This window comes from Rhizobium sp. PAMB 3174 (genome assembly GCF_052908375.1).
The window spans coordinates 883,027-905,981 of the sequence record NZ_CM128608.1 but is presented as its reverse complement, the minus strand read 5'-3'; the positions used below and the strand labels follow the sequence as shown (position 1 = coordinate 905,981).

23 protein-coding genes are annotated in these 22,955 nt (G+C 62.2%); 8 read left to right on the top strand and 15 right to left on the bottom strand.

The window, feature by feature from the left end:
• Positions 1–172 precede the first annotated feature (172 nt).
• The 4 genes from ACU5AY_RS04275 (at position 173) to ACU5AY_RS04260 (ending at position 2,882) form a co-directional block, all read left to right on the top strand.
• Positions 173–574, top strand: a complete 402-nt coding sequence (locus ACU5AY_RS04275; protein WP_446828138.1) for a rhodanese-like domain-containing protein — start codon at positions 173–175, stop codon at positions 572–574.
• An 80-nt stretch (positions 575–654) separates the two neighbouring features.
• Positions 655–2,349, top strand: a complete 1,695-nt coding sequence (gene ade, locus ACU5AY_RS04270; protein ID WP_446828137.1) for an adenine deaminase — start codon at positions 655–657, stop codon at positions 2,347–2,349.
• A 61-nt stretch (positions 2,350–2,410) separates the two neighbouring features.
• Positions 2,411–2,656, top strand: coding sequence for a DUF4160 domain-containing protein (locus ACU5AY_RS04265; protein WP_446823542.1), 246 nt, complete (start codon positions 2,411–2,413; stop codon positions 2,654–2,656).
• Entirely contained in the window at positions 2,637–2,882 is a 246-nt protein-coding gene (locus ACU5AY_RS04260; RefSeq protein ID WP_446828136.1) for a DUF2442 domain-containing protein, read from the top strand. The genes ACU5AY_RS04265 and ACU5AY_RS04260 overlap by 20 nt, the downstream gene beginning before the upstream one ends.
• On the opposite strand, the gene aac(6') is transcribed toward ACU5AY_RS04260, so the two are convergent.
• Both aac(6') and bglA read right to left on the bottom strand, forming a co-directional pair.
• Positions 2,883–3,335: an aminoglycoside 6'-N-acetyltransferase gene (aac(6'), locus tag ACU5AY_RS04255; protein ID WP_446828135.1), complete on the bottom strand. Its 453-nt coding sequence runs from the start codon at positions 3,333–3,335 to the stop codon at positions 2,883–2,885. It abuts the gene before it with no gap.
• Complete coding sequence (gene bglA / locus ACU5AY_RS04250; protein ID WP_446828134.1) at positions 3,335–4,990, bottom strand: beta-galactosidase BglA; 1,656 nt, start codon at positions 4,988–4,990, stop codon at positions 3,335–3,337. The genes aac(6') and bglA overlap by 1 nt, the downstream gene beginning before the upstream one ends.
• Positions 4,991–5,158: 168 nt before the next feature.
• Here bglA and ACU5AY_RS04245 point away from each other — a divergent pair, with 168 nt between their 5' ends.
• Complete coding sequence (locus ACU5AY_RS04245; protein WP_446828133.1) at positions 5,159–6,070, top strand: sugar kinase; 912 nt, start codon at positions 5,159–5,161, stop codon at positions 6,068–6,070.
• A gap of 100 nt (positions 6,071–6,170) precedes the next feature.
• Positions 6,171–7,265 (top strand): glycosyltransferase family 4 protein, encoded by a 1,095-nt coding sequence (locus tag ACU5AY_RS04240; protein ID WP_446828132.1) that lies wholly within the window; start codon positions 6,171–6,173, stop codon positions 7,263–7,265.
• A gap of 22 nt (positions 7,266–7,287) precedes the next feature.
• On the opposite strand, the gene der is transcribed toward ACU5AY_RS04240, so the two are convergent.
• The 3 genes from der to ACU5AY_RS04225 all read right to left on the bottom strand — a co-directional run bounded on the left by der (position 7,288) and on the right by ACU5AY_RS04225 (position 10,086).
• Positions 7,288–8,712 carry a ribosome biogenesis GTPase Der gene (gene der, locus ACU5AY_RS04235; RefSeq protein ID WP_446828131.1) on the bottom strand — a complete coding sequence of 475 codons (1,425 nt, stop codon included), beginning with the start codon at positions 8,710–8,712 and terminating at the stop codon, positions 7,288–7,290.
• Between the two features lies 1 nt (position 8,713).
• On the bottom strand, positions 8,714–9,391 hold the full coding sequence (locus ACU5AY_RS04230) for a tetratricopeptide repeat protein (protein ID WP_446828130.1): 678 nt from the start codon (positions 9,389–9,391) through the stop codon (positions 8,714–8,716).
• Positions 9,392–9,498: 107 nt separating this feature from the next.
• Positions 9,499–10,086 (bottom strand): NnrU family protein, encoded by a 588-nt coding sequence (locus tag ACU5AY_RS04225; protein WP_446828129.1) that lies wholly within the window; start codon positions 10,084–10,086, stop codon positions 9,499–9,501.
• 127 nt (positions 10,087–10,213) lie between these two features.
• Here ACU5AY_RS04225 and ACU5AY_RS04220 point away from each other — a divergent pair, with 127 nt between their 5' ends.
• Positions 10,214–11,188, top strand: coding sequence for a polysaccharide deacetylase (locus ACU5AY_RS04220; protein ID WP_446828128.1), 975 nt, complete (start codon positions 10,214–10,216; stop codon positions 11,186–11,188).
• An 84-nt stretch (positions 11,189–11,272) separates the two neighbouring features.
• Here ACU5AY_RS04220 and ACU5AY_RS04215 read toward each other — a convergent pair whose 3' ends face one another.
• From ACU5AY_RS04215 to ACU5AY_RS04205, 3 genes are all read right to left on the bottom strand, one after another.
• Positions 11,273–13,267, bottom strand: a complete 1,995-nt coding sequence (locus ACU5AY_RS04215; RefSeq protein ID WP_446828127.1) for a primary-amine oxidase — start codon at positions 13,265–13,267, stop codon at positions 11,273–11,275.
• 66 nt (positions 13,268–13,333) lie between these two features.
• Positions 13,334–13,516, bottom strand: coding sequence for a hypothetical protein (locus tag ACU5AY_RS04210; RefSeq protein ID WP_446828126.1), 183 nt, complete (start codon positions 13,514–13,516; stop codon positions 13,334–13,336).
• The gene (locus ACU5AY_RS04205; protein WP_446828125.1) at positions 13,513–14,961 is read right to left on the bottom strand and encodes an APC family permease; all 1,449 of its coding nucleotides are present in this window, start codon (positions 14,959–14,961) and stop codon (positions 13,513–13,515) included. Before ACU5AY_RS04205 ends, ACU5AY_RS04210 begins: the two co-directional genes overlap by 4 nt.
• A 267-nt stretch (positions 14,962–15,228) precedes the next feature.
• On the opposite strand from ACU5AY_RS04205, the gene ACU5AY_RS04200 reads away from it, so the two are divergent.
• A complete protein-coding gene (locus ACU5AY_RS04200; protein ID WP_446828124.1) occupies positions 15,229–16,095 on the top strand; it encodes an AraC family transcriptional regulator ligand-binding domain-containing protein in 867 nt (288 codons plus the stop codon).
• Positions 16,096–16,134: 39 nt separating this feature from the next.
• Here the strand turns inward: ACU5AY_RS04200 and sbmA are convergent, their stop codons facing one another.
• From sbmA to glpK, 7 genes are all read right to left on the bottom strand, one after another.
• Positions 16,135–17,385 (bottom strand): peptide antibiotic transporter SbmA, encoded by a 1,251-nt coding sequence (gene sbmA, locus ACU5AY_RS04195; RefSeq protein WP_446828123.1) that lies wholly within the window; start codon positions 17,383–17,385, stop codon positions 16,135–16,137.
• A 131-nt stretch (positions 17,386–17,516) separates the two neighbouring features.
• Positions 17,517–18,623, bottom strand: a complete 1,107-nt coding sequence (locus ACU5AY_RS04190; protein WP_446828122.1) for a YbfB/YjiJ family MFS transporter — start codon at positions 18,621–18,623, stop codon at positions 17,517–17,519.
• A gap of 145 nt (positions 18,624–18,768) precedes the next feature.
• A complete protein-coding gene (map, locus tag ACU5AY_RS04185) occupies positions 18,769–19,521 on the bottom strand; it encodes a type I methionyl aminopeptidase (protein WP_446823527.1) in 753 nt (250 codons plus the stop codon).
• Positions 19,522–19,564: 43 nt separating this feature from the next.
• Complete coding sequence (locus ACU5AY_RS04180; protein WP_446828121.1) at positions 19,565–20,623, bottom strand: LLM class flavin-dependent oxidoreductase; 1,059 nt, start codon at positions 20,621–20,623, stop codon at positions 19,565–19,567.
• A 99-nt stretch (positions 20,624–20,722) separates the two neighbouring features.
• Positions 20,723–21,154, bottom strand: a complete 432-nt coding sequence (locus tag ACU5AY_RS04175; protein ID WP_446826034.1) for a PIN domain-containing protein — start codon at positions 21,152–21,154, stop codon at positions 20,723–20,725.
• Complete coding sequence (locus ACU5AY_RS04170; RefSeq protein ID WP_261931880.1) at positions 21,151–21,396, bottom strand: type II toxin-antitoxin system prevent-host-death family antitoxin; 246 nt, start codon at positions 21,394–21,396, stop codon at positions 21,151–21,153. Before ACU5AY_RS04170 ends, ACU5AY_RS04175 begins: the two co-directional genes overlap by 4 nt.
• A gap of 70 nt (positions 21,397–21,466) precedes the next feature.
• Positions 21,467–22,954, bottom strand: a complete 1,488-nt coding sequence (glpK, locus tag ACU5AY_RS04165) for a glycerol kinase GlpK (protein ID WP_446828120.1) — start codon at positions 22,952–22,954, stop codon at positions 21,467–21,469.
• Position 22,955: the final 1 nt, after the last annotated feature.

Below are 22,955 nucleotides of genomic sequence, written 5' to 3'. Positions count from 1 at the left end.
ATCGAACTGTTAAGCTGGTGAGAGTTCACAACAAAACATCACGCACTCCGCCCGCCCGCGCGCGGTGACATATCCTGCCATGTATGTTTTTTCGCCTGCCGCTGTTTTCGCATGGCGCAACCGACGCTAGGCTGCCTTTGAGGACGCTTGGCAGATGCGAATGGAGGAGCGCATGAAAAAGGGATACAGGCAGTTGCTCGATGAGGCGAATGCGCAGGTCGTGGCGGTCAGCGCGGTTGACGCGACCACCCTCCACGGCGATCCCGGCACCGTCTTCGTCGACCTGCGCGATCCGCGCGAGCGGGAACGCGAAGGCACCATCCCCGACGCATTCTCCTGCCCGCGCGGCATGCTCGAATTCTGGATCGATCCGGAAAGCCCTTATGCCAAACCGGTCTTCGCAGAGGACAAGCGCTTCGTCTTCTTCTGCGCCAGTGGCTGGCGTTCGGCGCTCGCCGCCAAGACCGCGGAAGACATGGGGCTTGAGAAGGTGAGCCACGTGGCGGGCGGCTTCACCGCCTGGCGCGACGCCGGCGGCCCGGTCGCAACCGTCGGGCACAAGCCAAAAGCCTGAACCCTAAACCCGCCTCCCGCCATTTCCTTGCGCATCGGCCGGGGCTACACTTGCTGCAAAGCAACATGGAGCAGATTCGTATGAGTGACCTAAGCCGCCGTATCGACCAGGGCGTGGGCCGTGAAAAGGCGGACATCGTGCTGAAGGGCGGGCGCTTCTTCGATCTCGTTACCGGCGAACTCGTGCATTCCGATATCGCCATATGCGGCGACACCATCGTCGGCACGCTCGGCGAATACAGCGGCAACGAGGAATTCGACATTTCCGGCCGGATCGTCGTCCCCGGCTTCATCGACACCCACCTGCACATCGAATCCTCGCTGGTCACCCCGCATGAGTTCGATCGCTGCGTGCTGCCCTATGGCGTCACCACGGCCATCTGCGACCCGCACGAGATTGCCAATGTGCTGGGCGCGGAAGGCATCAGCTTCTTCCTGGAGTCGGCGACGGAAACGATCATGGACATCCGTGTCCAGCTGTCCTCCTGCGTGCCGGCGACCCATCTCGAAACGGCGGGCGCCGACCTGCCGATCGAAAGCCTCCTGCCCTTCCGCGACCATCCGAAAGTGATCGGCCTGGCGGAGTTCATGAACTTCCCCGGCGTGATCCACAAGGATCCGATCTGCATGGCAAAGCTTGAAGCCTTCCAGGGCGGGCATATCGATGGCCATGCGCCGCTCCTGCGCGGCAACGACCTCAACGGCTATCTTTCCGCCGGCATCCGCACCGACCACGAATGCACCAGCGCCGAGGAAGCGCTGGAGAAGATCCGCAAGGGCATGCACATCCTCGTGCGCGAAGGCTCCGTTTCCAAGGATCTGCATGCGCTGATGTCGATCCTTACGGAGCGCCTGTCGCCCTTTGTCGCGCTGTGCACGGACGACAGAAACCCGCTCGACATCGCCGAGCAGGGCCATCTTGATTACATGATCCGCACCGCGATCCGCGCCGGCGTGCAGCCGATCGCCGTCTACCGCGCCGCCTCCATTTCCGCCGCCCGGGCCTTCGGCCTGCGTGACCGCGGCCTGATCGCGCCCGGCTGGCGCGCCGATCTGGTGGTGATCGACAGCCTGGAGAGTTGCACGGCCGAGTTCGTCTTCTCCGCCGGGCGGATCGTCACGGAAAGATTGTTCGCCTCGCGCCGGCCGGTCGCCCCGGTCGGGCTCGAAAGCGTCAAGGCCAATCCCGTCAATGCCGCCGATTTCGGCGTGCCGGCCAGCGCGCTGGAAACATCGGTCATCGGCGTCCTGCCCGGCAAGATCATCACCGAGCACCGCCGCTTTCAGCTGCCGTCGAAGGGCAACCAGACCGGCGTCGATCTCGACCGCGACATCATCAAGGTCGCCGTCATCGAGCGTCACGGCAAGAACGGCAACCATGCCAACGGCTTCGTCCAGGGCTTCGGCCTGAAAAAGGGCGCGATCGCCTCGACCGTCGGCCATGACAGCCACAACATCTGCGTCGTCGGGGTTAACGAGGACGACATGGCGCGGGCCGCCAACCGGCTGTCCGAGATCAACGGCGGCTTCGTCGTCGTCGAGGACGGCAAGGTCACCGGCGAAATAGCCCTGCCCGTCGCCGGACTGATGAGCCTAGAGCCCTACGAAAGTGTCCGCGACACGCTGCACGACCTGCGACAGGCTGCCTACGCCCTCGGCGCCACGCTGGAAGAACCCTTCCTGCAGCTCGCCTTCCTGCCGCTGCCGGTGATCCCGCACCTGAAGATCTCCGACAAGGGCATGGTCGACGTCGACAATTTCACGCTGATGGGGTGAAGGAGGGGCACTCCCTTGCTCGCTTTGCAATATCAGGCATCATCCAGTCTTGGAGAAACCCGTGCCTGTCGTCTTTCGCTTCAACAATCTGACCTTCTTTTTCTATTCCAATGAAGGTGATCCGCGCGAGCCGATGCACATTCATGTGCGTTGCGCCGGCTGCGAGGCGAAGGTCTGGCTGGAGCCGGCGATCGGCGTAGCTGAAAGCCGAGGCTTCAACAGAAAAGAGCTATCTGTTATCGTCCGCAAGGTGATCGATAACCGTCATCTTATAACGCAGGCTTGGCATGAACATTTCTCCGACTGATGTCCGCTTCGATGACGAGACCATGTGGGTATCGCTTGATGACGGCCGTACGATCGGCGTACCGCTGACCTGGTTCCCGCGCCTGCTGACGGCGACGCAGCCGCAGCGCCAGAATTTCGAGCTCAGTCCAGCGGGAATTCATTGGGATCATCTGGATGAGGACATCTCGATCGCTGGGCTGCTGGCGGGTCGTGGCGACCAGACTGTCAAGAAGCCTGCGGCCTGATCACTCCAGCGCCTTGCGGAAGAACACCACGCGTTCGGTGTCTTCGAAGCCGAGCGACCGGTGCATCTCGTGCGACACGGTGTTGTCGGCATAGGCGTCCGAGCCGAGTTCGGTCATGCCTTTTTGCCTGGCCCATCCCTCCACAGCCTGCACAAGCAACCCGGCGACACCTTTGCGGCGCGCTTCCGGAGCGACGTAAATACCCTCGAGGAAGGCGACCGGGGACGTCTTGCAGCCGCTGACGGAGTCATGACGGATGCTGACTTCGGCAAAGCCGACAGGACCGGACACATCATCGACCGCCAGGAAGCCGGCAAACCGGTCCGGGCGGGTGAGCATCGCCTCCACCTCGGCGAACAGGTGCTCCTCGGTGTGCTCATGCCACAGGACATGGCGGAAGCGGACCCAGTCCGCTGCCTGATCCGTCGTACATCGAACGATCCCGACCGACATCATTCCCCTCCCATAGTGCCTGCAAACCCGCTCATCGGCGGCAGCGTGACGACGCCGTTCTTCAATGTCGCCTCCATCGCCGGCGCAGTGAGCGGCTGGCAGCCGACAAAATGCTCCGGCAACGCGTAGTCCTGCGGCTGCCGCGTCAGGTTGAAGACAAAGAGCAGATGCGCCCCGTCCTTCTCCCGCGTGAAGGCCAGAAGATCGGCATTGCCGCCGAGGAACATCATGTCGCCGTCGAACAGGGCGGGATGCGACCGGCGGAAGGCGAGAACGGCACGGTAGTGCTCCATCACCGAACCCTCGACACCGTCCTGCCCATCCACAGCCAGCGTCAGATGCTCCGGCTTCACCGGCAGCCAGGGCTTGGCCGTGCTGAAACCGCCATTCGGCTGCTGCCGCTCCCAGACCATCGGCGTGCGGCATCCGTCGCGGCCCTTGAAGGCCGGCCAGAAGCGGATGCCGTAGGGATCGGTCAGCTCCTCGAAAGCGAGTTCCGCCTCCGGCAGCCCGAGTTCCTCGCCCTGATAGAGGCAGATCGAGCCACGCAGGCACGCCAGGATGCTGATCGCCAGCTTTGCCACGGTCTCGTATTCGGCGGGACTGTGCGCAAAGCGGCTCACATGGCGATGGACGTCGTGATTGGAAAACGCCCAGCAGACCCATCCGTCCGACACCTGCTTCTGGAACTCGATGACGCAGCGGCGAATGTGATCGGCGGTAAAATCCGGGCTCAGCAGGTCGAACGTGTAACACATGTGCAGCTTGTCGCCGCCGCTCGTATAATTGGCGACCGTCTTCAGCGATCGCGCCCCGTCGCCCACCTCGCCGACTGATGTCCGGCCTTCATAGGTGTCGAGCAATGCGCGGAAGCGCTTCAGGAAGTCGACATTCTCCGGCTGCGTCTTGTCGTAGAGATGGTTCTGCATGCCGTAGGGATTGACGTCGGGCGCGTCGAGACCGACGGCATCCGGATCCGGCTCCAGCGGCGGGTTATCGCGCAGGTGCTTGTCGTGTACGAAGAAATTCACGGTATCGAGCCGGAAGCCGTCTACGTCCCGGTCGAGCCAGAACTTCACCGCTTTCAGCAGAGCCTCCTGCACCTCCGGATTGTGGAAGTTGAGATCGGGTTGCGAGGCGAGGAAGTTGTGCATGTAATACTGCTTGCGCACGCCGTCCCATTCCCAGGCCGGTCCGCCGAAGATCGACAGCCAGTTGTTCGGGGCCGTGCCGTCGCGCTTGGGATCGGCCCAGACATACCAGTCGGCCTTGGGATTGTCGCGGCTGGAACGGCTTTCCTTGAACCAAGGATGCTGGTCTGAGCTGTGCGAGAGTACCTGGTCGATGATGATCTTCAGGCCCAGATCATGGGCTTTTGCGACCAGCGCGTCGAAATCGGCGAGCGTGCCGAACATCGGATCGACATCACAATAGTCGGAGACGTCATAGCCCATGTCGGCCATCGGCGAGGCGAAGAAGGGCGACAGCCAGATGGCGTCGACGCCGAGCGAGGCGATGTGGTCCAGACGTCGGGTGATGCCCTTCAAATCGCCGATGCCGTCGCCGCTGGTGTCCTGGTACGATCGCGGATAGACCTGATAGATGACGCCGCCGCGCCACCAGTCCGCACCCGTATTCGTCCTGCCAGCCGCCATCTGAACCTCTCATCCTGTCGGTTTGAATTCGGATAGACCAGTGCCCGCGGGCGGTCTCCAGACACAAGGGGTAAAGCACAACATCCCGAACCGCAATGCAGCATGGGCGTCTTGTCTGCACCGCGCCAAAAGGCTAGGACCGCTCGGGCAGCAATCCTGGAGGCGGACTTGGCGAAGCGTTTTCTTTCCATCGGCGAATGCATGGTCGAACTGTCGCAGGCCGAAGGCGGCCTGCTGCGCAAAGGCTATGCCGGCGACACCTTCAACACCGCCTGGTACGCTCGCATCTGCCTGCCGACCGACTGGACGGTCTCCTATTATAGCGCGCTTGGCGACGACCCGGTTTCCGACGAGATGCTCGCTTTCATGGCAAAGGCCAATGTCGAAACCGGCGACATCCGCCGCATCAAGGGCCGCACGCCCGGCCTCTACATGATCCACCTGAAAGACGGCGAACGCTCCTTCAGCTACTGGCGCGACACCTCCGCCGCCAAGGATCTCGCCGCCGACCCCGACCACCTCCGCCGCGCCATCGATGCGGCCGACATCGTCTATGTCTCCGGCATCACGCTCGCCATCCTGAAGCCCGACGGCCTCGACACGCTGCTTTCCGAACTGCGCCGCGCCAAGGTCGCCGGCAAGCCGGTCGCCTTCGATCCGAACCTGCGTCCGCGCCTCTGGCCGGACCGGCAGACCATGCTCGACACGATCAGCCTCGGCGCGCGCGCCGCCTCGATCGTCCTCCCCGGCTTCGATGACGAGGCCGCTCATTTCGGTGACGCATCGATCGACGCCACCCTCGACCGCTACAAGGGGCTCGGCGCCACCGGCATCGTCGTCAAGGACGGCGGCAAGGGCGCGACCCTCGATTTCGGCAATGGCAGCATCCATGTTCCGGCAAAGACGGTCGACAAGGTCGTCGATACCACCAGCGCCGGCGACAGCTATAACGGCGCCTTCCTCGCGTGCTACCTCGACGGCGCCTCGCCGCAGGAGGCCGCCGCCTTCGCGGGGAAGGTCGCATCCCGCGTCATCAGCCATCACGGCGCCTTGATACCGGCGGAAAAGCTCGGCGTCTGAGCCGGTCGACTGCACTGTAATAATCACGTCACACGACGCAGGCATGGTCCGGGCGTGCTGGAGCCAGCCCGGCCTCGGCAAGCACGGGTGTGACTGTGGAATGACACGAATCATCATTGTCTCCGATGCCTGGCATCCTCAGGTCAACGGCGTCGTCCGCTCGATCGAGATGACATCGCAAGAGCTCGACAAGATGGGCTTCGAGACGGTGATGATCACGCCGCAGCTCTTCCGCTCCTTCCCCTGCCCGTCCTATCCGGAAATCCGCCTGTCACTCTGCAGCGCGCGCTCCGTCGGCAAGAAGATCGAGGCAGCCCAGCCCGCCTTCGTCCACATCGCCACCGAAGGCCCGCTTGGCTATGCCGCCCGCGCCTGGTGCCGGCGCAAGGGCATGCCCTTCTCCACGAGCTACCACACCCGCTTTCCCGAATATGTCGCCGCCCGCTTTCCCGTCCCCCTGACGCTGCTCTACGGCATCATGCGCCGCTTCCACAATGCCGGCTCGGGCTGCATGGTGGCGACACAAAGCCTCGAGAACGACCTGGCCGCGCATGGTTTCAAGAACCTGATGCGCTGGAGCCGCGGTATTGACGGTGTCCTCTTCCATCCTCGCGAAAAGCAGGAGCGGCCTTTCGGCCTGCCGCGCCCGATCTTCATGACCGTCGGCCGCGTGGCGATCGAGAAGAACCTGCCGGCCTTCCTGGATCTCGAGCTTCCGGGCTCCAAGGTCGTCGTCGGCGACGGACCGGATCTGGAAAAGCTGAAAGCGCACTATCCGGACGTCCATTTCACCGGCGTGAAGTTTGGCGAGGAGCTTGCGGCGGCCTATGCCGAGGCCGACGTCTTCGTCTTTCCGTCGAAGACCGATACGTTCGGCAACACCATCCTCGAAGCGCTGGCAAGCGGGGTGCCCGTGGCGGCCTATCCGGTCATGGGGCCGATCGATATCATCGGCGGGGACCCGAAGGCCGGGGCACTCAACGACGACCTGCGTCAGGCCTGCCTCGAAGCCCTGCCGTTGAAGGGCGAAGACGCCCACGCCCACTCCGAGACCTTCACCTGGGAGGCAGCGACACGGCAATTCCTAGACAATGTTTTCAAGGCGAATGGCATCCCGCCATCACGGCGCTTCGGCCTGTTCCGGCGCCGCCAGAGCGCGGAATCAATCACGCAGGAAATACCGGCATCCCATTGATGCACCGACAAAATCCGATCGATCAGCGGTTCTTGCGCTTCTTCTTTTCGAACGGATTGTCGGCAGTGCGGAAATGGATGCGGATCGGCACGCCCGGCATGTCGAAATCCTTGCGCAGGCCGTTGGTCAGGTAGCGCACATAGGATTCCGGCAGCGCGTCGGCGCGCGTCGACGAGATCATGAAGGCCGGCGGACGAGTCTTCACCTGCGTCATGTATTTCAGCTTGATCCGGCGGCCGGAAACGGCCGGTGGCGGATGCTGGACCTGCTGGGTGTCGAGCCAGCGGTTGAGCTTGGCCGTCGACACGCGCTTGTTCCACACCCGGTCGGTATCGGTCACCGCCTGCATCAGCTTGTCGAGACCCTGCCCCGTCTCGCCGGAAATCGGTACGGCACGGATACCGCGCGCCTGAGGCAGCAGCCGGTCGGTCTTTTCGCGCAGCTCGGCGAGCACGGCCTGCCGGTCCTCGATCAGGTCCCACTTGTTGAAGGCGAGCACGGCGGCACGTCCTTCGCGCAGCACGAGATCGACGATGTGCAGATCCTGCTTCTCAAACGGGATCGTCGCATCGAACAAAATGACGACCAGCTCGGCAAAGCGGATGGCACGCAGCGTGTCGGCGACGGAAAGCTTTTCCAGCTTCTCGGTGACCCTCGCCTTGCGGCGCATGCCGGCGGTGTCGAACATCTTGATCATCCGGCCGCGCCAGTCCCACTCGACGGAAATGCTGTCGCGGGTAATGCCGGCCTCGGGTCCGGTCAAAAGACGGTCCTCGCCGAGGAAGCGATTGATGAGCGTCGACTTGCCGGCATTCGGACGACCGACAATCGCCACGCGAAGCGGTTTGCTGTCGTCATAGAGCGGCTCTTCGTCGTCATCATCGACGTCGTCGCTGATCGGCAGGTCGATATCGGTGACTGCCTCTTCCTCTTCCTTAGGGAAGGCCTTCTCTTCGCCGATCGCGGCGATGATCGCGTCGCGCAGGTCCCACATGCCCTCGCCATGTTCGGCGGAGATCGGGCACGGTTCCCCAAGGCCGAGCGTGAAGGCGTCGTAGAAGCCGCCGTCGGAACCGCGCGCCTCGGCCTTGTTGGCGACCAGCACCACGGGCCGGCCACGCTTTCTCAGCATGCCGGCGAGCTCCTGGTCGACCGGCGTCAGGCCCATCTTCGCGTCAACCAGAAACAGCGTCAGGTCGGCCTCATCGATGGCAATCTCGGTCTGGGCGCGCATGCGGCCCTGCAGCGTGTCGGCGCCGGCCTCTTCGAGACCGGCCGTATCGATGATGCGGAAACGCAGGTCGATGAGCTTCGCCTCGCCCGGTCGACGGTCGCGGGTAACACCTGGCGTGTCGTCCACCAGCGCCAGCTTCTTGCCGACAAGCCGGTTGAAAAGGGTGGACTTGCCGACGTTCGGACGGCCGACGATGGCGACGGTGAAGCTCATATCAGCCTTGCGCCACCTTGCCGGAGGCAGCGATCACGCCGAGCAGCATCTTTGCCCGGTTGGCGACGTTTGCCGGAGTTTCGTTGTCGTTTTCGATCGCGTCGAACCATTCCTTGGCCTTGCCGTAATCGCCGGCCTTGAACGCGGCGAGGCCGAGAAGTTCGCGAGCGGAATGACGGAAGGCATTTCCGGCAACCGCCAGAACCTCGACTTCGCCAGACACCTGGTCATAGGTGCCGGTTTCGACGAGCAGCCAGCCGGCGCGCAGCTTTGCCGCGCTACGGATGGCTTCCGGAACGGCGTCATCGTTGCCGATCGCCGTAAACGCGTCGATCGCACCCTTCTTGTCGCCCTGCTGTGCCATCAGAGAGGCCGCACGCATCTTCGACAGGATCGGATAGGAGCCGGAGCCGTTGGCTTCGAGATCGGCCAGTGCCTTCTTGGCTTCGTCCAGCTTGTCCTGGTCGGCCAACTGCAGCGCCGCAAGGAACTGGTCGCCCGACCGGGAAGCCCGGGAGTCAGCCCAATATTCGTAACCACGGTACGCAGCAGTTCCCACAACGACCAGAACGGCGAGCGCAACAATGATCCGACCGAAGCGTCTCCAGACGGCTCTCATCTGATCCGAGCGCAGCTCTTCGTTTACCTCACGGATAAAACTGTCGTCGTTGTGTACCATGCGTGTCTCCGCGGCCGCGTTCTCCGCCAGCCTTTGTTATCCGGGCCTTCTACCCGATTTTGCTAGTATTGTAAGGGGGCAGTCCGTGTTTTCTTGACAGCCAAGGTTTACATGGCGACCAGAGGGCTGACGCCGATCAGGGTCTCATGCAGATCGAAGACGATCGCCGCCCAGATCAGAATGCCGAGCGCAACGGCGAAAATGTCGTAGCGGCTGGACACGAAAGGCCGCGCCACGACCTCGCCGGACGCCACCCGCTTCTTCAGCGAAATGCGCAGCACCACGGCCCAGATCAGGAAGGCGCCGAACAGCATCACCGACGAAGTCTCGCCATTGGCAAGCAGGTGCGAGAACGCCCAGATCTTGATCGCCACAAGCAGCGGAAACTTCGTCTTGGTGCGGATGTAGCCTGCCGGCAGCGCGGACGCCGCCAGACAGACGCAGGCAATCAGCATCAGGGTCAGCGTGATATGCGACATCCAGGCCGGCGGATTGTAGAGCATGCCGGTCACCGCCCGCGCCTCGGCGAAGGTCCAGACCAGCAGCGCCAGAGTCGCAATGCTCAGCACCGAATGGAACGTGATCCAGACCGGCCTTCCGAGCGCGGAGATGGCCGACCGGCGCAGGCCGGGCGCGACGACGCGGACCAGATGGACCGCGAGAAAAAGCAAGATGCTGACCGCCAGAAGCGCCATATGTCCGATCCCCAAAACCTGTGTTTAATCGTTTTTTCGCCACGAAACGCCTGCATGAAGCAGCGGCAACCCGCGCGCCACAGGTTTATTCAGGATTGGCCCGCGAAATCAACATTGAAGGACATGCATGCGTCATTCTGTTCGCCTTTCATTGCTGTTTACCTGCCTTCTTGCCTCCACGGCGATCGCGAAGGAGCCGCAGAAACAGCTGGTCATCATCTCCTTCGACGGTGCGCATGACAACGCGCTGTGGCAGAAGAGCCGGCAGATGGCGAAGGACAGCGGCGCGCATTTCACCTACTTCCTGTCCTGCACCTTTTACATGACGAAGGAGATGGCGCACGCCTACCAGGCGCCGGGCGAAAGGCGCGGCCGGTCGAATGTCGGTTTCGCACCCGACAATGCCGACATAGCCGCACGGCTGGACAATGTCTGGAACGCCCACCTGGAAGGCCACGAGATCGCCAGCCACGGCTGCGGCCATTTCGACGGTTCGAAATGGAGCAAGGCCGACTGGCTTGAAGAATTCGGCACGTTCCGCCAGACGCTGCTGTCCGCCTGGGACGGCATCGGCAAGACCGCGCCGGAGGGCTGGGACGACTTCGTGACCAAGGACATTCGCGGCTTCCGCGCGCCCTATCTCGCGGTCAACGACGCACTCCCGAAGGCAGAGAAGGAAGCGGGCTACCTGTTCGACGCGAGCCTGGTGACCCGCGGCCCTGCAATGCCTGTCGTTGACGGAAAACTGACCCGTTTCGGCCTGCCGACCATTCCGGAAGGCCTAAGGGACCGGCGCATCATCGGCATGGACTACAATCTCTATGTCCGCCATTCCGACGCCAAGGAGGACAAGCGCGACGCGCCTCAGTTCGAGGAGCGTGCCTATGAAGCCTTCAAGTCCGCGTTCGACCGGCAATATGACGGCGACCGTGTTCCGCTGCAGCTCGGCTTCCACTTCGTCGAAATGAACGACGGCGCCTACTGGCGCGCGCTGGACCGGCTTCTGAAGGAAGTCTGCCACAAGGACGACGTCGCCTGCGTCACCTACCCCGAGGCCATGGATATCCTGAAGAAGGAAAAGGACGGCCACGCCGCCGGCTGATGCCAACCAGGGAACGGTTGCCGGACGCAGCGACCATCGGTGAACACGCCTGCCGCAGAGCCGGCAGGCGTGCCCGGTCTTCGCTCAGGAAGATTTGCAGCATCCCGACGGCTCCGCCGGCGCAGAGCAGCAATCAGCGTTGCGGTTATCCTTGCTGTGCGCGTTCTTTTCCGGCGGCAGGTCCATGCCGATGTTGGACGCGAAGAAGCCGTTCGGCTTCAGGGTGAAGCCTGCATATTCCACCGGCATGATCGGAAAATCCTCCGGCTTGCAGACATGCGTGTGACCGAACGAGTGCCAGAGCACGATGTCCTCGTTCTCGATCGGACGGTTACGCTGCACATATTTCGGCAATCCATCGCCGCCGGCATGGACGTTGGGATAGTCGCCGCTGGCATATTTTTCCTTCGGATCGTAGGCCGTGACCCAAATATGCTTGCGCGCGAAGCCGCCGCGTTGCGAGACGGTGGACTCCGGCTGTGCGAGCATCGTCGGAGAAGGCATCACAATCATCTTGTAGCCCGGCGCCTTGCCGACGCTGTTGGAGACGTTGGGGTTCTGCACTTTCCAGTAGCGGCCGGTCTCGCCATTGGCGTTTGAGGGACTGTCCAGCTCGCGCTTCAGGACCCGCGTCTTCGTATCGAAGACGTTTCCGTAGGGATTGTCGTCCCCCCACGGACGCGGAGCAAATTCGTGTTCGGTGACCGTATTGCCACCACCATCGACGTCCATATGCAGGCGCGCATTGAAGAAGTGCTGGTGCGTCGGACCGCCAAGATTGTCATCCACCATCCCGCCCCAGGGATAGGTCTCGCCGGATGCGATGGCCGCCGTCTGGATGATGCCGGTCAGCTTGGCCTCGAGCTGGATCGTCCCGTCCTGGTAGAGATACCAGTAAAATCCGTAGTCATAATTGCCGACTGTCGCGAAGAACGAGATCACCAGCCGCCGCGAGCGCCGGACCTCATAGATGTCGTTGCGGAATTCGTAGTGCTTCCAGAGGATGCCGTAGTCCTCCTCATGCATGCAGATGGCATTCTTCATGACAAACGGCTGGCCGAAATCGTCTGCGGCGGGCACATCGAAATAATGGATATGGCCGAGGCAGTCGCAGCCGAGCTCCAGGCAGTTGGCAAGCCGCCCGAGACCGTACTCGCCGGCGTCGAAGGCGCTCTTCCAGTAGTGATTGGCCGTGGGGTCCGCATAGGGAACGACCATTTCCGTCACCGATGCGCGGAATATGATCGGACGCACGCGGTCTCCATCCTTGATGGACAGTTCATGAAGGACGAGGCCCTCACGGGGCGTGAAACCGACACGGAATGACCAGTTCTGCCAGGTCACCTTCCAGCCATCCACGGAGAAGCTCGCGCCTTGCGGCTGCACGATGTCGAGCGGCTTCAGATCCTGCCGGGTCGTCGGAAAGTTTTCGCGACCGTAGTTGCGCTTCTTTTTCGGCACCGGGACGATCTTGTCGTCGTCCACCAGATCGACCACCTTCTGCTTTACAAGGTCCACAACCGCGACCACCCCTTCGATCGGATGCGCGTAGCCGTTGTCGCGGACATCGCCGCGCCAGTAGGACACGGCGCGGACAATTCGTGCCCCCTTCTCGAATTCACGCCCGAAGTAACCGGACGAGAAGGGATCGATCTGGACGAGCGGGATGTCTTCATCGGTGATGCCGCGCTTCTTGACCGCAGCAATCCAGCGGGGATCGCTCTTGACGATCCCTTCGACCGTTTCGAACTCGCACAGCATGACTGGCGGCTGGCCGTACGGCGCTTCGTCAAGCGGCAGCCGTTCGTGCGACTTTATCTGACCGGCGGTGAGGTCGATAATCGTCTCGCACGTATCGCCGGTGGCGACATCGAGGCTCAGAATGAAGGCCAGGCGCGCCGGTCGCGCGCCGGATCGGTAGGCGGCAAGGTCGGCCTTGTCCGGCTCCTCGAGCCGGATGATCGGAAAGCGCACCGAAGCGGCCAGCGCCTTTTCCGATTTCAGGATTGAGACGGCCTGAATGATCTCTTCGGCGGTCAGGAGGTCGAGCGGATGCTGGGACTTGACGGTCGCGTCCATGTTAATTTCCTCTTGAGAGAACGGGGTGGCGGCGCGTTCCTCGCGCGCCGCCTCGTGCTGGTTGCGTCAGGGTGCCGAGCGGCTGGAGCAGACGTCATCGACGAACGTCATCATCTCGTCTCCGTGGATGCAGTAGATCCGGCAAAAGGCATGCGCCTCGGCAGCCACGGCAAGCGTTGCGATGAACAAACCGGCATACATCAGCCTGATCAGCCGGTCGGATGGTTCCCAGGCGAGAAGCGAGCTCATGCTTCGAACACCTTTCCGAGCGCGGCGTAGCGCTCCGGGCTCGACTTCTTGATGGCGAGCGCGAAGGCGATGCCGGCGAGGCCGCAAAGCACCACCAGGACCGGGAAGGAGTTGACGATCAAATTGGACGTGCCGGCCAGCAATTCCAGATTGGAGATCACAAGGACGAGGGCTCCGGCCAGGCCAATCAGTGCCAATGCGGGCGCAATCACCGTCTTCCAGCGTCCATATCCCTTATTATCCTTCTTGAAGAACAGCAGGATTGCGACACAGACGAGGGCCTGGACCGCCAGAATGCCGATGACCGCAAGCGCTGACATGTAGGAGAACACTACCGTGAATGGATCCTGCCCGGCGATCGCGAACGCCGCCAGAATGATGGCAGCGATGGAGGACTGAAGCATGCCGGCGACATACGGAGAACCATGGACGACGTGGACCTTGCCGAGCACGCTGAACGCGATGCCCTCGCGTCCGAGAGCGAAGAAGTAGCGGTTCAGCGTATTGTGGAAGGACAGGACGCAGGCGAACAGGCTGGTGATCAGCAGAATATTCATCGTCTGGGCGGCCCATGCGCCAAGCACCGTGCCGGCGGCATCGAAATAGAAGGTCTCAAGCGCGTTACCGGCGACTTCCTGAACCTTTGACGGCCCGTAATACTGGGTGATCGCCCAGGTCGAGAACGCATAGAAGACGGCGATCAGCAACACGGAAACATAGGTGGCGAGCGGAATGGTCTTCTCCGGCTTCTCCGCCTCTTCTCCGAAGATCGCGGTCGCTTCGAAGCCGATGAAGGAGCCGATGACGAAGACCAGGGAGACGCCGAGGCCCGGCGCGAATACCGAAGATGGCGCGAAGGAGGAGAACCCGATGCCCTCGGGACCTCCGCCGCCGGCAACGATGCCGATGTCGAGCAACAGCAGGATGGCAATCTCGGCGAGCATGCACACCCCGAGGATGGTTCCCGAGAACGCAATGTTGCGCTGCCCTGAAAAGTGCACAACGACCAGGAATGCAAACGACCAGACCCACCAGGGCAGATCAAGGCCGACACCGGCGACGGCTCCCTCCGTGAACAACCCCAAGAGCCCGTAGACGGCGATCTGCACGGCGCTGTAGGTCAGCAGCGCCATGAAGGCCCCGGCAACGCCGGCCGGCTTGCCGATGCCATGCGTGATATAGGTATAGAAAGCCCCCGCGCCGCCGACGTGACGGCTCATCGCCGTGAACCCGACCGAGAACACCAGATAGAGCAACCCGGCAAGCACGAATGCACCCGGGACACCGGCGCCATTGCCGAAGGCAAACGCGGGCGGTGTGGCGCCGACCACTGCGGTAAGCGGCGCAGCGGCAGCGACGACGAAGAAAACGATATGGGCGATTCCCACGGAATTACGAGCCAGGCGCACCTGGGGCGTCGCCTGCATGCTTGTCTCAATAGTCATTGGAAGATCCCCTCTTGTGGCGATGGGGGGAAGCCTATTGCCGCTCAACTGGCCCAAATAGTGCAAGGCATGCCAATTATTCGATATATCGCGCCATTGCAGCTCACCAGGACAGCGTTTGCATCAATTGCACAGAAAGGAGGCAGGCCAGTGTCTGGAATTGCATCAATCCGCGCCTCCGTTCTCATCCCCCTGGTTCAACAAATCGACAGATCGACGGGAAAAGGTGACATTCTGCTGGCCACTCACGGCATTTTGCGGTCGCAGTTGAACGATCCCTACGCCGCGGTTCCCATGTCCCGCTATGTCGCCCTGTTCGAGGATAGCGCGAGGATCACCGGCGACGAATGCCTCGGCGCCCGGATGGGCCTTCTGTTCAAGGCCGGCGACATCGGCCCGACCGGTGTGCTCTTCTCGATATCGCCGACCATCAAGGCCGCCTTTCAACGCATCTCCCGGTTCGTCCACTCACTCCAGGGAGCCACGACAAGCGGACTTTACGAGTATGACAACAATCTCGTCTGGAGTTACAGGCTCGCCGATGAAACGCTCTGGCCCCGTCGCCAGGACAGCGAGTTTTCGCTCTCCGCCTCGTGCCAGATGGTCCGCACCTGCTTCAGCCGCAGCTGGCGGCCGCTCGAAGTCCATTTCGAGCACGGACAGCCACGGAGCATCGCCGTGCTCGAGCGCATTTTTCGCGCGCCCCTGAAATTCGGCCAATCGAGCAATCGCATCATATTCGAAAGAAGCGACGGAGAGAGGCTGTACCGGGCAGAAGACGCGGCACTCACCAGCGTCCTTGAACGCCATATCGTGGATTTGCTCGACAGGGATCAGGAACCGGCATCGGTCCACGACAAGGTGCAGTCGCTCATAGAGATATACCTCGGTCACAAGCGCATAACGCTGGCGACGATCGCCGACGAGCTTGGCATCTCGCAGCGGACATTGCAGCGCCGTCTGTCTGACGAAGGAACATCACTTCGCGCAATGATCGAAGAGCATCGGCGCATCTTGACTGCCAAGCAGCTCGACGCCTCCGTGAAGAAATCCCGCATAGCCGAAACCCTCGGCTATGCGGATTCCACCGTCTTCTGGCGCGCGCACAAGAAGTGGACGCAGCCGCGGAACTGACGAACGATCCGCGGCGATGGCCGCGGCCGTTCCTTAACCTCAATCTTCGACCGGGTTGGCCATGTAGTTCTGATCGATCTGCGGAAGCGGCTCGTCGTAGATCGCCGCCTCGAAGGAACGCAGGCGCTTGTAGATAGACAGCAGGTCGACGATCGTCGTCCAGGAATTGACGAGATACTGGAATGATCCGCGCACCTGGTCGAAGACGTTGTTGATCTGCGTCATCAGGCCCAGCGTCAGCTTGCCCGCGACGATCGACGGCACCAGGACCAGCAGGGAGAAGATGTTGTCGGCCTGCAGGTAGAAGATGCGGGCGACGTTGAAATACAGGTAGTGGAAATAAAGCCGGAAATAGTTCTTCCGGACGTTGTCGTAGAGTTCGCGGACCGTCAGCGGCTCGGCGCGGGCACCGTCGTCCTCACCATAGACCAGTTCCTTGCGGTAGGCCGCTTCCACACGCTGGTTCTTGAATTCGAGCCCCGGCAGCTTGATGCCGACGATGGCCAGGAAGAACGTGCCAAAGACCGACCAGAAGATCGCCGCCCAGACGAGCGCATAGGGAATATGCCCGACGATCGGCAGTTCGGTGATGTCCTTGCTGAGCGTGAAGAGAACGGGAAGGAAGGCGATCAGCGTCATGACGGAGCCGATCAGGCTGACGCCCAGCCCCTCGACGGTCGAGGAGAAGCGCATCGTATCTTCCTGCACACGCTGGGAGGCGCCTTCGATATGGCGCAGCCGTCCCCAGTTGGCCATGTAGTATCCGTTCATCGCGGTGCGCCAGCGGAAGATCCAGTGGCTGACGAAGAAGCGATTGAGAACGCCGATGGTGATCGCCACGAAGGCGATGCCGGCGACACCGAGCATGCCGAGATAAAGCTCGCTTGCGGTGACGGCGCCCGGCGTCGAAAGCGCCTTCTGGATAAGGTCGTAGTAGGGGCCGTACCAGGCGTTGAAGGCGACGCTGACCTGGACGCTGAAATAGGTGTTGAAGATGATCAGTGCGCTGCCCCAGAGCGACCAGCCCTGCCACGGATGCGGGCTGATCATCCGCCATGCGGCGCCGAACAGCAGGACCACGAAGAAGTAGTAGATGTAGAACCAGAGAAAAGACGGCGCCCAGAAGCGCGAGATCCCGATCGGCAGTTCGCTGTCGGGCATTGTGCTTGCCAGTCCAATGTATTCCCCCCATCTGTCGGCGCCGGCATACCATAAGCCGATGCAGAGCAGCGACCAGACGACGGCGGAAATGAAGAATGGCTTCGGCTTGGGGAAGAATGAGAGGAACAAGCTATGCGGCTCCCTTGTCGTATGTCTCGCATGCGAGCAGGATTGATTTGCGGGGAACCTAGGCCAGAACGCAAAACGCGGCAATGGCGGGCAGCCAAGATGACACAATTGTAATCAGGGAAATTGCGCCGTTACCGGGGCTTGGCACCTAGCGTCATCACGCAAAAGGCGATCATCAGCATCGCCGCAGCCATGAGGCTCGCCATGGTGAAGCTTCCCGTCAGCGACGCCGCATAGCCGGCAACGACAGGACCGACGATCTGGCCCAGTCCAAAGGCCGCCGTCATGAGACCGATCGCCCGGCGCGGACTTTCATGCCAGAGCGTCCGGCTAAGCTGCAGGCCGTAGGCGGTGATCATGATGAAGGTCGCGCCGAGAAAGATGCCGCCGATCATGAGACCGGCAAGTCCCGGCACCAGTACGGACGCGACGACGCCCACCGCTTCCAGCGCGATCCCGGTGATGTAGGTCCGCCGAAGACCGTTTCTTTTCGCATAGAACGGCCAGAGAAACATCGACGCCATGACGGCCAGGCCGGTGGCGAACCAGCAGAGAAATTCGGCCGCCGCCCCGCCGCCGCCCATGCGCGCAATGGTGACGAGGAAGGTGGCGGTGATGATGTACCCAAAGCCGAACAGGCCGTAGGAGACGATCATCCGGATCCCCTCGCCGTTCCATTTCAGATGCGGCTCGGCTGGCGTCTTGCCGCGATGCCGGTCCGGCCGCGGGATGAAGATGACGCCGACCACGAAGGCCACGACACACAGCGCGCCGGCCACAACCCACTCCGCCCGCCACTGCGCAATGCCGAAATCGATCGGCTTCATGGCGAAAACCATGAGCGAGGACAGCGCGATGCCGAAGCCGACGCCGCCGAAATGCAGCGCTTGCACGCGCACGTCGCCAGGAAAGCGGGCAAGGATCAGCGATGTCGCGAAGATCATGATGAAGGCGCTGGCGATGCCGGCACCGAAGCGGACGATGGAGAAAAGGAAGAGATTGGAAATGCAGGCCATCAAAACGAGCAGGACGGCGTTGGCAGCCAGCGACCAGAGCGCCACCTGCCGCTCGCGCCCGGAGGCCCAGCCAAGCGAGGCGAGGATGGCGCCTGCGAGATATCCTACGAAATTGGCGGAAGCGATGATGCCCGCATCACCCGCGGAAAGCCCCGCGCCGGCCATCATGCCCGGCAGGATGGGGGTGTAGACGAAGCGACCGAATCCCATCGCCGCGGCCATGACGATCGCTCCGGACAAGCCGGCAAAAATGGCGGATTCGGAAGCGGGCTTCATTAGCATGCGAGCGTTATGGCATCGCCTCCCGCGCTGCACAAACGCAGAATGCTGCACGATCGGACAAAAAATTTGATCGGTGACCCGCTGATCAATCCGGCAGCGTCAGGATCAAGGGGCCGTTCTTGGTGGCAACGACGGTGTGCTCGTACTGCACGGTCAGCGCCCGCGGATCGGAATAGAGCGTCCACTCGTCCGCCTCACCGTCATCAGCCCACTGCGCTCCGAGCGAAAGAAACGGCTCGACGGTAAAGACCAGTCCGTCTTCGGCGACGCGCCGCTCGGACGCATCCGGCCAGGTGGAAAGCTCGGCGGGCTCCTCATGCAGAGAGCGCCCGACGCCGTGGCTGGCGAGATTGCGGATGAGCGTATAGCGGTTTCTGCTGGCGAAACGCCCGATGGCATTGCCGATATTGGCGAGCGGCGCACCGGCTTTCACCTGCTGCAGGCCGATGAACAGCGCGCGCTTGCCGTCGCGGCAGAGCCTTTCGGTCCGCTTGGCGACCGGCGGCACCGCATAGGACGCGCCCGTATCGCCGAAGAAACCATCCTTGACGGCCGACACGTCGATGTTGACGAGATCACCGGCCTGGATGACGCGCGCGCCCGGAATGCCGTGCGCCACTTCTTCATTGACGGAAATGCAGGTGGCGCCGGGGAACTTGTAGCAGAACTCCGGGGCCGATTGCGCGCCGTTGTCCTCCAGGATCTTGCGGCCGATGGCGTCGAGTTCCGCCGTCGTGATGCCCGGTTCGAGAGCCTCGCCCATGTCCTTCAGGGCAATACCACAAATCCGGCCGATATCCTTCAGCTTTTGAAGTTCGTCGTCTGAAGAAATGACCATGGGCTCCGTCCGGTTGCTTGCAATGCTGGTTCAGGTGGCGGTGTTATTCTGCCGCTTTCTCCATCTTTTTCTCATCCGTCAATGCTTTTCTGACCAGAGGCGCGACCTTTGTGCCGAAGAGTTCGATGGCGTGCATGAGCTTTTCATGCGGCATCAGGCCGATCGCCATCTGCAACAGGAAGCGGTCATTGCGGAAGATGCGGTGATGCGCGACGATCTTCTCCGCCATCTCTTCCGGGCTGCCGACGAAGATCGCGCCGTGTGGTCCGCGCTGCATGTCGAAATGGCTGCGCGTCATGGCCGAGAACCCGCGTTCGCGGCCGATCCGGTTCATTACCTCCGCCTGCGGCTCGTAGAAGATGTCGGCCGCTTCCTCGGTCGTATCCCAGACGAAGCCATGGACGTTGATGGACGTCGCCAGCTTGTCCGGATCGTGCCCGACCTTGCGCGCCGTCTCGCGGTAAAGCTGGAACAGGGGCGCAAAGCGGCGCGGCTCGCCACCGATGATGGCGAGCGCCAGCGGCAGGCCGAAATAGGCAGCGCGCGCCACGGAGTTCGGCGTGCCGCCGACGGCGACCCACAGCGGCAACGGATCCTGCAGCGGCCGCGGATAGACCGGCAGGTCGCTGATCGGCGCCCGCGTCTCGCCCGACCACGTCACCCGCTCGCCTTCGCGCAGCTTCAAGAGCAGGCCAAGCTTCTCGTCGAACAGCTTGTCGTAATCGTCGAGATCGTAGCCGAACAGCGGGAAGGATTCGATGAAGGAACCACGCCCGGCCATGATTTCCGCCCTGCCCTTCGACAGGAGATCGACGGTCGCGAACTGCTGGAACACGCGCACCGGATCGTCGGAACTCAGGACGGAGACCGCGCTGGTCAGGCGGATGTTCTTGGTCTTCACCGCCGCCGCCGCAAGCAATGTCGCCGGGCTGGAGGCCATGTAGTCCGGGCGGTGATGCTCACCGAGACCGAAGACGTCGAGCCCCACCTTGTCGGCGAGCTCGATTTCGGCGATCAGCTCGTCGGCCCGCCTTGCCGCGGCCTCCCCCTTGTTCGGCGCATTCGGGTCAACATCGGCAAATGTGTAAAGGCCAAGTTCCATGATCGTTCCTTTCGGTTTTGACAAATGACATAGGCCGGCGACGAAACGAGGCCAAGGGCAGCCGCGAAGACAGACTGTCCTCCACGCGAAAACAGTCGCCTATTCGGCCGCCACTTCCCAGGGGTTGATCAAATTCAGGGGCATACCCTCAAAATCGCGGACATTGCGGGTGACCAAGGTGAAGCCCGCAGCAATGGCGGTCGCTCCTATCAGGGCATCACGCTCTGGTTTGCGATCGGGTATGTGCAGTCCCGCACAGATGCGGGCGACCTGCTCGTCTACGGGAAGTATTCTGGCGTTGAACACGCTGACGACGGTTTCTTCGAGCCAGCGTCTCAGTCCCTCGCCTTGACGGGCGTCGCGCCGCTCCATCAAAAGCGCGCCATATTCGAGCTCGAGAAGTGTTATGGCGGATATGAAAGATTGTCGTGGGTCGCGACCGCCAATCCATGCCACGACACTCTTGTCGGCCCGGCCGCTACGAAACTTCCGCAGTTCCGAAACGATGTTCGTGTCGAGAAGATACATCAGTCGAATTCAGCTGGACGAATTCCCAAATCGCCGAGTTTGGGCGGATCGAAATCGATATCGTCATCTTCCGGCATGGAAAGAAGCTCCGCCAGATTCTGCTTCCGGAGCCCCGCAAGGCGTTCGTACTCCTCGATCGACAACAGCACATGCGCCGGCCGGCCGCGGTCGGTGATGAACACGGGTTCCTTTTCGGCTGCCTTCTTGGCGCCGCTGGTATTCTGGTTGAATTCCCGGCTGGTCATGATCGTCACGGCGGCATCTCCTTTGTAGCAACGTTACTACATTTGGTGCCGGCCGTAAATCGAAACAAGATCAGCTCAGCGTCCGCTCAACCGCCCGCTTCCAGCCTTTCAGCCGCGCTTTCCGTGTTTCAGCATCCATCTGCGGTTCGAAACGGCGGTCACGCGCCCAGCTGGCGGCAAAGCCGTCCATATCCGGCCAGACGCCGACCCGCGATCCGGCGAGCCAGGCGGCGCCGAGCGCCGTCGTCTCAAGGATCGTCGGACGATCGACGGGCGCATCGATCAGGTCGGAAAGGCGCTGCATGGTCCAGTCGGAAGCAACCATCCCGCCATCGACGCGCAGCACCGTGTCGCCTTCCGCACTTGTCCAGTCCTTCTTCATCGCATCGAGCAGGTCGCCGGTCTGGAAGCAAACCGCCTCAAGCGCCGCCTTGCAGAATTCGGCCGGCCCGGTGTTGCGGGTCATGCCGTAGATCGCGCCCCGCGCTTCCGCGTCCCAATAAGGCGCACCGAGCCCGGTAAAGGCCGGCACGAGATAGACGTCCTGCGACGGGTCGGCATTGGCGGCCAGAACGCCGGATTCAGCGGCGTTGTCGATGATCATCAGCCCATCGCGCAGCCATTGCACCGCAGCCCCGGCGATGAAGATCGAGCCTTCCAGCGCATAGGTGGTCTCTCCATTCATCCGATAGGCGATCGTGGTCAAGAGCCGGTTCTTCGAATGGACGAGATCGGTGCCGGTGTTCAAAAGCGCAAAGCAGCCCGTGCCATAGGTCGACTTCATCATGCCGGGCTTGAAGCAGGCTTGGCCGATGGTGGCCGCCTGCTGGTCGCCGGCAACACCAAGGATCGGGATCGGCGCGCCGAACAGATCGGGCTCCGTCATCCCGAAGTCGGCGGCGCAGTCCTTCACCTCCGGCAGCATTGCCGCCGGAATGTTCAGGATGTCGAGCAGGTCCGCGTCCCACTCGTTTTCGCGGATATTGTAGATGAGCGTGCGCGACGCGTTGGTCGCGTCGGTGACGAAGGACTTGCCGCCGGTCAGCCGCCAGATCAGGAAGGCGTCGATCGTGCCGAAGCAGAGCTCGCCCTTCTCCGCCTTCTCTCGCGCGCCTTCGACGTGATCCAGAAGCCAGGCAACCTTGGTTCCGGAGAAATAGGGATCGAGCAGCAACCCGGTCTTCTGCGTGAAGGTCTTTTCGTGTTCCTGCTTCTTCAGCGTTTCGCAGAAGGAGGCGGTGCGGCGGTCCTGCCAGACGATCGCCTTGTGGATCGCCTTGCCGCTCTTGCGCTCCCAGACGACCGTCGTTTCGCGCTGGTTGGTGATCCCGATCGCCGCGATGTCGGAGGCCGATATCCCGGCCTTCTTGATGGCGCCCTTGATGGTCGAGACGACAGACTGCCAGATCTCTTCCGGATCATGCTCGACCCATCCGGAATCCGGGAAGAACTGGGTGAACTCCTCCTGCGCGATCGCCACGACCTTCATGTCACCGTCGAAGATGATCGCCCGGCTCGATGTCGTGCCCTGATCGATGGCGAGAATATAGCTGCCCATG